The organism is Rathayibacter sp. RFBD1 (genome assembly GCF_002932915.1).
Classification (GTDB): Bacteria; Actinomycetota; Actinomycetes; order Actinomycetales; family Microbacteriaceae; genus Rathayibacter.
In genome coordinates this window covers 1-10733 of the sequence record NZ_PSWQ01000029.1, presented here as the reverse complement: position 1 = coordinate 10733, position 10733 = coordinate 1, and the positions used below count along the sequence as shown (strand labels likewise).

Genomic DNA, 10733 nt, shown 5'->3' with positions numbered 1-10733 from the left:
ACATCGGGCCGGGGCCCATGACCAGGATCGGGACAACGGAGCCGGTACCCCGCCTGTGGAGGGACGGACCGCTGGCGAGCGCGGGCTGGTGGCTCGGCTCAGGAATCGCGCGGACAGCGGTGTGCGAGCCCGCGCTCGCCAGCGGTCCGTCCCTCCACAGGCGGGGTACCGGCTCCGTTGTCCCGATCCTGGTCATGGGCCCCGGCCCGATGTCGGTGGTCGCTGATTCAATACAGGTATGACAAATTCGGGTGACGCGGTGCAGGCGGTCGAGGCGGTGCAGGCGGGCGAGACGGCGCGGACGCTCGACGCGGTGCGCGCGCTCGCCGGTCTCGCGGCGGGGCTCGCCCGCTCCTCGGCACCGGTGCTGCTCGCGGGGGCCGTCGCCCTGCACACGGCCTACGGGGCGGCGTTGCTCGTGCCGGAGTCGTTCGCGCGGGGGAGTCGTCTCTCCCGAAGCGAGGCGGGAGACCTCGTGGAGCGCTCGATCCGAGCCGAGTTCGCGACTGCGCTCGGGATGTCGGAGCGCGCGGCGTCTCGACGTCTCGAGCATGCTCGGCTCCTCATCGAGGACCTCCCGGCGACCCGTGCCCTCCTGGCCGAGGCCCGGATCCTCTGGGAGGCCGGCGAGGTCGTCTGCGCCGCCGCCGCGACCCTCCCCGCTTCGTCGCGCGCGTCCTTCGACGAGCGGGCGGCCGCCGCGGCGCTCACGCAGACGCCCACCCAGCTCCGCCGGACCGTGGCGCGCCTGCGCGACGAGCTGCACGAGCAGCCGTTCACCGAGCGCCACGCCCGCGCCCGCGAGGACCGCAGCGTGTGGCTCGGCGCCGAGGCCGACGGCATGGCCACGCTCTGCGCCCTGCTGCCGGCCCCGGTCGCGGTCGGCGCCTACAACCGTATCGACCGCATCGCCCGCTCGCTCCGCGATGGGGCGGACGCGGCGGGGATCGGGTTCGGTGCAGGTGCAGGCGCAGGCGCAGGTGCAGGTGCAGGTGCAGGTGCGAGTGCGAGTGCGACTGCACAGAGCGGTGCTGGTGCCCGTGGCGATGCTCCGGTGGCAGTCGGCGCGCGGACGGACGCTGGTGCTGGTGCTGGTGCTGGTGCTGGTGCTGGTGCTGGTGCTGGTGCTGGTGCCGGTGCCGGGCTCGGCGCGGAGACGGGTGGCGGCGCCGGTGGAGACGCTGACATCTCCCTCGGCGACGGCCGGACGCTCGCGCAGCTGCGGGCCGACGCCCTCGTCGATCTGCTCATCGACGGCGACATCTCCGCAGACGGATCCTCGGGAGAAGGAGCGAGCGCCGTCCGTGCCTCGGGCTCCGGAATCCACGCCTCGGTCTCCGGAGTCCGCGCCGACGTGCGCCTCACCCTCGCCGCCAGCACCGCGGTCGGCCTCGACGACGCGCCGGCCGAACTCGACGGCTACGGTCTCGTCCCCGCCGACATCGCCCGGGAGCTCGTGCGCACGGCGGCCGCCTTCACGCGGGTGCTGACCGATCCGGACACGGGAGTGGTGACGTCGGTCGGCAGGACCCTCCGCGTCCCGCCCCCTCGGATGCGCCTCCAGCTGCAGCTGCGCGACCGGACCTGCCGGTTCCCCGGCTGCACCCGCGCGGCCTCGACGGCGGAGGCCGACCACACCCTCGAGTGGCGGAAGGGAGGCGAGACCGCCCTCGGCAACCTGGCCTCGCTCTGCGTCGCGCACCACCACGTCCGCCACGGCGACCGCTGGACCTACGCCCTCCATCCGGACGGCACCGTCGTCTGGACGACCCCCACCGGCCGACGGATCACCGACCGACCGCGGGCGCTGACCGGGGCTCCGCTGCCGCCCACGCGACGACCGACGCCGCAGTCGGCGCAAGAACCGGAGCCGGAGCCGCAGCCGGAGCCGGAGCCGCAGCCGCAGCCGCCACGATCTTCGTCCTCGCTGTTGTGGTCGTCGCGACCGTCGTCACCTCGGGCGTCCCCCTCGGTGCTGTCGCCGACGCGGCCGCGGTTCGTGGACGCGTCTCCGCCGTTCTGATCCGCAGCCCGACATGCTGGGCGATTCGACACTCCGTCGGACGCGAGGCGGTGAATCGCCGTGCCTGGACACGCCCAGGCGCCCTCGCGCTCTCTCACCTCCGGCGCCGCGAGGTCCGTCGGCACGTTGGCGCTTCGTCGAGCCTCGAGTTCCAAGCCCCGAGCCCCGAGCCCCGAGCTCCGAGCCCCGTGTCCCGGAGCTCCGAGCCTCGAGCCCCGTGTCCCGTCGTGCTTCGGCGCTTCGGGGCGTCGGCCACCGCGTCCCGGTCCGCCCCCGTCCCGGTCCGCCCCGTCCCGGTCCGCTCCCGTCCCGCTCCGGCTGGCGGACGCCCCCGCCACGCAGGAGAGCCGTCGAACTCGAGAGATCACGACCGGACGACCTCCACGTGGTTCACGTTCTCCGCCGCCCGCCGCGTCCGTCGGCACTCTCCTGCCCAGTCCTCTCCGGCCCTGCTCTGTCCTCTCCGTCCACGTCCGCTCCTGCCCCGTCCGGTCAGGAGTGTCCCGCCGCGGCGACCGCTCCACGCCGCCCGTGCCTCCGCCCTTGCCTCCGCCCGTGCCTCTGCCCGCCCTCACCGGATGCCGCTGCGCGCGAACCCCTGCACGAAGTAGCGCTGGAAGCACAGGAACAGCAGCACCATCGGCAGCACCGACACCAGCGCCAGCGCCATGCTCGCGCTGTAGTCAGGCGTCGACTGGCCCTTGAGGTAGAGCAGGCCGATCGGCAGCGTGAACAGCTCGTTGTCCTTCAGGGCGATCAGCGGCCAGGCGAAGTCGTTCCAGCTGCCGAGCAGAGTCAGCAGGATCAGGACGGCGATCAGCGGCTTCGAGAGCGGCAGCACGATCTGCAGGAACACCCGCAGGTGGCCGGCGCCGTCGATCCGCGCCGCCTCGATCAGCTCCTCCGGGATGGAGAGGAAGAACTGCCGGGCGAGGAAGATCCCGAAGGCCGCCGCTGCTCCGGGCAGGATCACCGACCAGTAGGTGCCGTAGATCTGCAGTCCGGTCACGAGCTTGAACTGCGCGACCATGATCGCCTGCACCGGGATCATCATCGTGGCCAGTGCGAGCAGGAACAGCAGGTTCCGCCCGGGGAAGCGCAGCCGCGCGAAGCCCCAGCCGGCCAGCAGGTTCACCACGACGGTGAACACCGTGACGAACACCCCGATCACGACCGAGTTGACGAACCACTCGCCCACGGGGAAGCGCGCGAACACCGTCGCGAAGTTCTCGAACGAGATCTCGCTCGGCCAGAAGCGGGGCGGGCCGGGCGCGAACACCTCGCCGCGCGGCGAGAAGGCGATGACGAGCATCCAGTACAGCGGGAAGAACACGACCGCCGAGGCGACGATCGCGACGACGAGGCGGACGACGAGTCCGGAGCGGGAGCCGTGGCGGCGGGAGGGACGCCGGCGCGGGGTCTCGCGGGCGGTGGCCGCGGCGACCGCGGCGGGCGTGGTGACGGTGGAGGACGACATGAGGGCTCCTAGTCGACGAGGTCGCGCGTGCGGCTCGTGCGCCACTGCAGATAGGTGAAGGCGAGGGAGACCAGCAGGATGACGACGCCGAGCGCGGCGCCGTAGCCCTGCTCGCGGACCTGGAAGCCGTTGCGGTACGCGTAGGTGCCGAGCACCGACGTGGAGAAGCCGGGGCCGCCGCCCGTCATCACGAAGACGATGTCGAAGACCTGGAACGAGGCGATCACGTTCATGATCAGCAGGAAGAAGGTGGACGGGCCGACCAGCGGCACCGTCAGTGCGCGGAACTGCTGCCAGCGCGTCGCTCCATCGATCCGCGCGGCCTCGTAGAGCTCGGGCGAGACGCTCTGCAGGCCCGCCAGGTAGATCACCATGTTGAAGCCGATCCGCAGCCACACCGCGGTCAGCATCACCGAGATCATCGCCGCGGAGCCGTCCGACTGCCACGCGACCGGCGAGGCGCCCAGCGAGCTCAGCACCTTGTTCACGATGCCCGAGGACTCGCTGAAGATCGTGACCGCGATCATCCCGGAGGCGACGCCCGAGATCACCAGGGGCAGCACGATCACCGTGCGGAAGATCCCGCGCGCGGGCAGCACGGAGTTGAGCAGCACGGCCAGGCCGAGGCCGCCGGCGAGCTCGAGCGGCACAGTGACCGCGGTGAAGAGGAGCGTGTTGCCCAGGCTCTGCCAGAACACCGGATCGGCGCCCATCCGCAGGTAGTTCGCGAAGCCGACCCACTCGGGCGTGCCGAAGCCGCGCGACTCCTGGAACGAGAGCTGGATCGCCCAGAGGATCGGCACGAACAGGAACAGCGCCATCAGGAGCAGGTTCGGGCCGACGAAGCCGAAGCCGGCGAGGGCCTCGCGCCTGCGGGCCGACCGCGGCCGGGCGGAGGAGCCCGCCCGGCCGCGGAGGGTGGTGGCGGTCATCAGCTGGTCGCCTGCTGGATGGCCGCGTCGAGGCCGGAGAGGGTCTCCTCGGTGCTGCGTCCGCCGACGAACGCCTCCTCGAGCTGGTCCTGCATCGCGACCGAGATCTTCGCGAGGAACGGCGAGGTGAGCTGCTGCACGTCCCGCGGGGTGATCGTCGCGGCCTGCTCGACGAACACGGGCATCACGTCCGGGCGCACCGCGAAGTCGATCGACGCGGGGTCGATGTCGGACCGGGTGGGCAGCTCGTTCGTCGCCGCGCAGAACTCGGCCATGGTGTCGGCCTGCGTCATGAACGAGAGGAACTCGGTCGCGAGCTCCGGGTTGTCGGTGTCGGCCGTGGCGACGAGGGCGTTGCCGCCGAGGTCGGTCGCGCCGCGCTCGTCGACGGGCATCGGCGTGGCGGTCCACTCGAAGTCGGCGAGGTCGTCGATGTCCGGCACGAGGAAGGACCCGGCGAACGCCATCGCCGCGGTCTGCTCCGTGAAGAAGGAGTCGGCGTAGGTGGCGGACTTCACCGAGCTGGTCGGCGGGACCCAGTCGTTGTCGAAGAAGCTCTTCGTGAAGTCCAGCGCCTTCGCGCCGGCGGCGGAGTCGATCGCCGGAGTGGTGCCGTCCTCCTCCAGGAGCGTGCCGTCGGCCTCGAACAGCCAGCTCAGCCAGCGGGGCGTGCCGCCGAGCTGCCAGTTGTAGACGAACGGGTACTGCTCGGCGGGCAGGCTCGCGCGCAGCTTCGCGGAGGCGTCGGCGAACTCCTCCCAGGTCCACGCCTCGTCGGCGGTGGTCGGCACGTCGGTGATGCCGGCCGCCGCGAGCAGCTGCGTGTTCACCAGCAGCGCCGACACGTCGGTCTGGTGCGGGACGCCGTAGGGCTTCCCCTCGAACGAGACGGCCTCCTGGAACGCGGGCGTGAAGGAGTCGAAGTCGTCGATCCGGTCGGTCAGGTCGAGCAGCTGCTCCTGGCTGGAGTAGACGCCGAGGTTGCCGTAGTCGACGCGGAACACGTCGGGGGCCTCGCCCGACGACAGCTGCGCGTCGATGTTGCTGAACATCTGGTCGTAGGGGACGACGTTGAGCTCGACGCTCGCCCCCTCGTGCTCGGCCTCGAAGTCGGTGATCAGCGACTCGAAGGCCGCCTGCTCGGACTCGCTGGCCCAGGTGGTGAAGGTGATCGAGTCGGCGTCGGCCGAACCGCCGCCTCCTCCTCCGAAGCCGCTGCAGCCGGTGAGGGCGGCGGTCGACGCCAGGACGGCGGCGAGGGGGATGAATCGTCTGCGCATGGGTGGTCTCCTGCTGTGAAGGGTCGGACGGGGGCGGGGTCGGAGGGCCGCGTCAGGCGGGGCGGCGGAGGGCGGTCTCGACGAGCGAGACGAGGCCGTGCGGGCCGAGCTGGCCGGCGAGCAGGTCGAGCGGAGTGGGGACGGGCAGCGCCGAGGCGGCGCGGCCGAGGCGGGAGGCGGGCACGGGGGCGGCCTCGCGCTCCTCCGGCTCCGGGTCGGCGAGGGCCAGCGCGACAGTGGCGGCCACGTCCTCGACCGCGCGGACGCAGCCGAAGCGGACGATCCGCTCGTCGTCGATCAGGGCCTCGCCGTAGCCCGCGCGGAACGCCGAGCGCTGCACGTCGCTGATCGGCCGCGAGTAGATGACGCCCAGCTCGATCAGGAGCAGGTCGGCCTCCCGCGGGGCGACGGTGGCCTCGTCGAAGTCGATCAGCCAGGGGCGGCCGCCCTCGTCGATGACGACGTTGCCGGGATGCGGGTCGCCGTGGAGGGGCACGCGGGAGGTGGGCGTGCGGGCGCGCTTCAGCCGCCGCTCAGCGTCGGCGAGGGCGTCGAGGCGGGAGCGGTTCGCGCGCCACAGCGCGGTGAGGCGGGGGCGGAACTCCGGCTGCGCGTCGATCCTCTCGTCGGTCTCGGCGAGGAGGTCGGCGAGCGGACGGCGGACGCGGCGGATTCCCCGCCGCACGGGAGGCGCGAGGGTCGGCGGCTCGGCGTCGTGCACGGAGCGCAGGACCGCGCCGAACCCCTCCCAGTCGAGGGCGTCCTCGCCGGAGTCGACCGCGTCCTCGCCGAGGATCCACGGCGCGACCGAGACCCGCAGCCCCCGGTCCTCCGCCCAGGGGCGCCCGTCGGAGGCGCGGTGCGGCGCCGCGACGCCCGGCACCCCCGCCTCTCCCAGCGACGCCGAGAGCGCGAGTCCGAAGCGCCCGTCGCGGGCCGACGCCTTGACGCTCCACAGCGCCCCGGAGCCGTCGGCCGCGCACCAGACGCGCGCTCCGTGGTCGAGTCCGCCGACGACGGGCTCCAGGTCGACGAGGCCGACGCCGAACTCGCGGCGCACCAGAGCGCGCGCCCAGGCGCCCGCCTCCTCGATCGTGTCCATCCCGCTCATGCTGACGTGCGGGCGCCCCGCGAGCAGGTGCTTGCGCGATCGGTGATCGTAGGCATGGGTGCGGGCTGAGCCGCGTCTCAGGCTCGGGCGAGGAAGAGGGCGAGCCGCTGCTCCGTCCCCTGCTGCCGGACCGTGAGAACGGGAGCCGCGAGCGCGTGACCGTGGTGGTAGCCCGTCACCGACTCGGGGGCGTCCCCAGCGGTGAGGGGTAGGAACGCTATCGGCGAGAGGTCCGCGTCGGCACGGAACAGCGAGAGCGCCCTCGCGGTGACGACGGCCAGCAGCACGGGGTCCGGCTTCGCCGCGCGCAGCGCGGGGAGGTCGACCGCGGCTCCGGCGACCGCGAGCGTCCGCAGCGAGGCCAGCGTCTCCGGAGTGTTCAGCACCGCGGTGACGCCGCCGTCCGGATGCTCGGCCCGCAGCCTCTCGAGGCTCGGCCGTGACCACCGCTCCTCCACGCGCCGCCGGAGCCCGAAGCCGAGCCCCGCGACGATCACCGCGGCCACCGCGAGCACCACGCCCCACCCTCCGTAGAGCTGGAACGCCCGGGCCCCCGACCACGCCGCCGCGACGACCACCGTCGCCCCGAAGAACGCCTCGCTCCCGAGCGACCGCAGCCGGGTCGACTGCACCTCCTGCGTCACGAGCGCTCCTCCGGGTCGGGCGGACCTCCGGGCGGGATCACGTCAGCGCATGATCCCACCGGCGCCTGCGGGTCGGGCGGGGATCCGTCGCGCGGAAGGCCGGCTCAGCGCCCGCGCCGCGCCCGCGGATCGGTGAGGAGCCGGACCGGGGGGAGGTCGGCCAGGTCGGGGGACACGAAGCCGAGCACGTCGGAGTGGTGGTCGGCGGAGGCGCGGCGGAGGAAGGACCAGCACTTGAGCGAGGACGGGCGCCGGTCGAGGGGGAGGGGAGCGGCCTCCACGATGATCACGGTGGCGGAGCGGTGCAGGATCCGCACGGGCACGCGGCTCTCGCGGCCGTCGACGGTCCAGCTGGAGACGCCGCGGATGCGGCCGTCCTCGCGGTCGACCCCGACGGTGAGGACGCTCCGGAAGTCGTCGGACGCGGCGCCCATGCCGATCTGGAAGTCCCCCTCCGCGCCGTCGAGCACGAAGGCGACGTCGAGTCCGCGGCGGTGCCGGACGGTGAAGGTGGCGAGCAGGGGACCGCTCCCGAACCTCGGGGCCTCGTCGCGGGCCTGCCGGACACGCTGCTCCGCGTCGTCCCTGTCCATGGAGCCACTCCTGCCGTCCCGGCGGAGCGGGGCCCGCGCGCCCGTCGAGCCTAAGGGCACGGCCTGCCGGTCAGCGGGCGCGCGGCAGGGTCACGCGGAACCGCGCTCCCACCGGTCCCGCCTGCGCCACGAGGTCGCCGCCGAGGGCCCGGGCCAGCCCGCGCGCGATCGGCAGGCCGAGGCCCGAGCCGCCGTCGGCGCGGTTGCGGGCGTCGTCGAGGCGGACGAGGCGGTCGAAGACGCGCTCGCGGTCGGCCTCGGCGATGCCGGGGCCGTCGTCGTCGACGGTGATCGTGACGGAGTCGGCGGCCGCCTCGACGGCGACGTCGATCCGGGAGCGGGCGAAGCGGGCGCCGTTCTCGAGGAGGTTGCCGAGCACCTGGGCCAGCCGGTCGGCGTCGGCGCTGACCAGGAGCGGCTCGGCGGGCCGGTGCAGCTCGATCGCGAGGCCCGGGCGGCGCAGCTCCTGGCGCTCGATCGCGGCCTCGGCGACACCCGTGGGGTCCAGCGGACGCGACTCCAGAGCCAGGCCCTCGTCCAGCCGCGCCATCAGCAGCATGTCCTGGATGAGGCGGCCCGCGCGCAGCGACTCCCGCACGACGTGCACCGAGAGGCGCTCGCGCTCCTGCTCGCCGCCGTCGGCGCGGACGAGCGCGTCGGCGGCGGCCTGGATGCCGGCGACCGGCGTCCGCAGCTCGTGCGCGGCGTCCGAGACGAACGCGCGCATCCGCTGCTCCGCCGCGAGGGCCGTCGCCTCGGCGGCGAGGGCGCTGCGCTCGGCCTGCTCGAGGTCGTCGAGCATCTCGTCGAACGCGGTCGCGGTGCGGCCGAGCTCGGTCCGCGGACGGGAGGGGCGCAGCCGCTGCCCGCGGTCGCCGTGTGCGATGTCGCGGGCCACGTCGGTCATCCGCTCGAGGGGCCGGAGGGTCGCGCGGACCACGACGATCAGCGCGAGGGCGGCCAGCACGAGGAACACGGCCGACGCGGCGAGCAGGATCCCGTTCAGCTGCGCGAGGGTGCTGCCCACCGATCCGGCCTCGCTGGTGAGATCGAGTCGGGTGCCGTCGCTGAGGGTCGACTCGAGGGTGATCAGCTCGTCGTCGGCGGCGACGCTGCTCGAGACGACGGTGACGGCGGCGGAGGCGGCTCGGGGCGGGACGGCTCCGGAGGAGGAGCTCGTGCCGGGCGGCGACGGCGGCTCTCCGAGCTGATCGGCGGCTCCCGGGCCCAGTCGCAGCTGCTCCGGGCTCGGCCCGGCCACGACGTCCTCGCCCTCGGGGCTCGTGATCCGCACCGAGACGCCCTGCGCCGAGAGGCGGGAGGCGAGGGCGTCGTCGGCGATCGTGCCGACCAGCGCGGCGGCGGCGGAGGCGCGGTCCTGCAGCCGCTCCTCGATCTGGTCGCGGAGGCGCTCGCCGAGCACCGCCTGCACCGTCGCCGAGAGGGCCAGGAGCAGCACGGCCAGCAGCGCGAGCACGGCCAGGACGGTGCGGAGGCGGAGCGAGCCCGTCCGCAGGGCGCCCGGCTGGGAGCGGCTCACGCCTCCACCCGGTAGCCGAGGCCGCGGACGGTGTGCACGAGCCGGTCGCCGTGCGCCTCCATCTTCTTGCGGAGGGAGCTGAGGTGCACCTCGACGAGGTTCGGGTCGACGTGGTCGTAGCCCCAGACCTGCGTGAGGATCTGGGTCTTGGTGAGGGTGCGGCCGCGGTTCCCGGCGAGGAAGGCGAGGAGGCGGAACTCGGTCGCGGTGAGGTCGAGGGCGACGCCGCCGCGGCGGGCGCGGCCCGACTCCGGGTCGACGACGAGGTCGCCGATCTCGACGACGGACGGGATGCGGCCGCGGCGCCGCAGCACGGCGGTCACGCGCTTGACGAGCTCGGCGAGCACGAACGGCTTCACCACGTAGTCGTCGACGCCCTCGTCGAAGCCGCGGAGGCGGTCGTCGACGGCGTCGCGGGCGGTGAGCATGATCACGGCCGCGTCGCTGCTGCGGCGGATCCGCTCGGCGAGCACGATGCCGCTCGGGCCGGGGAGCATCCAGTCGAGGATCACCAGGTCCGGAGCGAAGGTGCTCAGCTCCCGGGCGAGGTCCTCGCCGGAGACGAGACCGCGGACCGTGAAGCGCTCGCTGCGCAGCGCGGACTCGACGGAGGAGCGGATGGCGTCGTCGTCCTCGATGAGGAGCACACGGGCGGAGGAGGGCATGTGCTCGAACCTAGGGGCCGCGGATCGGGGCGCACCCGGCGTCTGCTGTGGAGGGTCTGTTCTTAAGTCCGGCTTCAGATTCGCCTTCGAATCTGAGATGGAACCGGCCGCAACCGATCCCGAACGGGGTCGGCACCGGGCCGGAACGAGGAGACACCCATGACCGAGTCGACCACCCCCGCCGAGAAGGGCTCGAGCTTCGGGCCGCGCCGTCCGAAGAAGCGCGCCCTGACCATCGGCATCGCCGTCGGCGCCCTCGGACTCGTCGCGCTCGGCTCGACCGCCGCGTTCGCCGCGACGCCGTCGAGCACGCCGACCTCCAGCGCCACCCCGCTGCACTCCACCTCGACCGACGCTCCGTCCACCGATGCGCCCGCCGAGGGCACCGACGGCGATGCCGATGGTCAGGGCGCGCTTCTTCGGACGGCGCGGCCCGAAGCTCGAGCCCTTCTCGGCGGGGGTGGTCGA

General features: G+C 73.6%; 10 protein-coding genes. 2 read left to right on the top strand and 8 right to left on the bottom strand.

Annotated features, from left to right (window positions below; genetic code table 11):
• Nucleotides 1–238 precede the first annotated feature (238 nt).
• Nucleotides 239–2023, top strand: a complete 1785-nt coding sequence (locus C5D50_RS16080) for an HNH endonuclease signature motif containing protein (protein ID WP_104289036.1) — start codon at nucleotides 239–241, stop codon at nucleotides 2021–2023.
• Nucleotides 2024–2594: 571 nt separating this feature from the next.
• On the opposite strand, the gene C5D50_RS16075 is transcribed toward C5D50_RS16080, so the two are convergent.
• From C5D50_RS16075 to C5D50_RS16040, 8 genes are all read right to left on the bottom strand, one after another.
• Complete coding sequence (locus C5D50_RS16075) at nucleotides 2595–3500, bottom strand: carbohydrate ABC transporter permease (protein WP_104283964.1); 906 nt, start codon at nucleotides 3498–3500, stop codon at nucleotides 2595–2597.
• A gap of 8 nt (nucleotides 3501–3508) precedes the next feature.
• Nucleotides 3509–4432, bottom strand: a complete 924-nt coding sequence (locus tag C5D50_RS16070) for a carbohydrate ABC transporter permease (RefSeq protein ID WP_104239656.1) — start codon at nucleotides 4430–4432, stop codon at nucleotides 3509–3511.
• On the bottom strand, nucleotides 4432–5712 hold the full coding sequence (locus C5D50_RS16065) for a sugar ABC transporter substrate-binding protein (protein WP_244229553.1): 1281 nt from the start codon (nucleotides 5710–5712) through the stop codon (nucleotides 4432–4434). The genes C5D50_RS16070 and C5D50_RS16065 overlap by 1 nt, the downstream gene beginning before the upstream one ends.
• A 52-nt stretch (nucleotides 5713–5764) precedes the next feature.
• The gene (locus C5D50_RS16060) at nucleotides 5765–6814 is read right to left on the bottom strand and encodes an aminoglycoside phosphotransferase family protein (protein ID WP_104289035.1); all 1050 of its coding nucleotides are present in this window, start codon (nucleotides 6812–6814) and stop codon (nucleotides 5765–5767) included.
• 86 nt (nucleotides 6815–6900) lie between these two features.
• On the bottom strand, nucleotides 6901–7467 hold the full coding sequence (locus tag C5D50_RS16055; protein ID WP_104283962.1) for a hypothetical protein: 567 nt from the start codon (nucleotides 7465–7467) through the stop codon (nucleotides 6901–6903).
• A gap of 104 nt (nucleotides 7468–7571) precedes the next feature.
• Nucleotides 7572–8060 (bottom strand): hypothetical protein, encoded by a 489-nt coding sequence (locus C5D50_RS16050; protein WP_104283961.1) that lies wholly within the window; start codon nucleotides 8058–8060, stop codon nucleotides 7572–7574.
• Nucleotides 8061–8130: 70 nt separating this feature from the next.
• The gene (locus tag C5D50_RS16045; RefSeq protein ID WP_104283960.1) at nucleotides 8131–9600 is read right to left on the bottom strand and encodes a cell wall metabolism sensor histidine kinase WalK; all 1470 of its coding nucleotides are present in this window, start codon (nucleotides 9598–9600) and stop codon (nucleotides 8131–8133) included.
• Nucleotides 9597–10265, bottom strand: coding sequence for a response regulator transcription factor (locus C5D50_RS16040; RefSeq protein WP_104283959.1), 669 nt, complete (start codon nucleotides 10263–10265; stop codon nucleotides 9597–9599). Before C5D50_RS16040 ends, C5D50_RS16045 begins: the two co-directional genes overlap by 4 nt.
• 159 nt (nucleotides 10266–10424) lie before the next feature.
• Here C5D50_RS16040 and C5D50_RS16035 point away from each other — a divergent pair.
• Nucleotides 10425–10733, top strand: a 309-nt coding sequence (locus C5D50_RS16035) for a hypothetical protein (RefSeq protein WP_104289034.1), incomplete at its 3' end; no start/stop codon positions are given.

Bases quoted from the DNA above. Each gene is read 5' to 3' on its own strand.
- C5D50_RS16050 (WP_104283961.1), bottom strand. From the start codon at position 8,060: ATGGACAGGGACGACGCGGAGCAGCGTGTCCGGCAGGCCCGCGACGAG.
- C5D50_RS16040 (WP_104283959.1), bottom strand. From the start codon at position 10,265: ATGCCCTCCTCCGCCCGTGTGCTCCTCATCGAGGACGACGACGCCATC.
- C5D50_RS16065 (WP_244229553.1), bottom strand. From the start codon at position 5,712: ATGCGCAGACGATTCATCCCCCTCGCCGCCGTCCTGGCGTCGACCGCC.
- C5D50_RS16070 (WP_104239656.1), bottom strand. From the start codon at position 4,432: ATGACCGCCACCACCCTCCGCGGCCGGGCGGGCTCCTCCGCCCGGCCG.
- C5D50_RS16060 (WP_104289035.1), bottom strand. From the start codon at position 6,814: ATGGACACGATCGAGGAGGCGGGCGCCTGGGCGCGCGCTCTGGTGCGC.
- C5D50_RS16080 (WP_104289036.1), top strand. From the start codon at position 239: ATGACAAATTCGGGTGACGCGGTGCAGGCGGTCGAGGCGGTGCAGGCG.
- C5D50_RS16075 (WP_104283964.1), bottom strand. From the start codon at position 3,500: ATGTCGTCCTCCACCGTCACCACGCCCGCCGCGGTCGCCGCGGCCACC.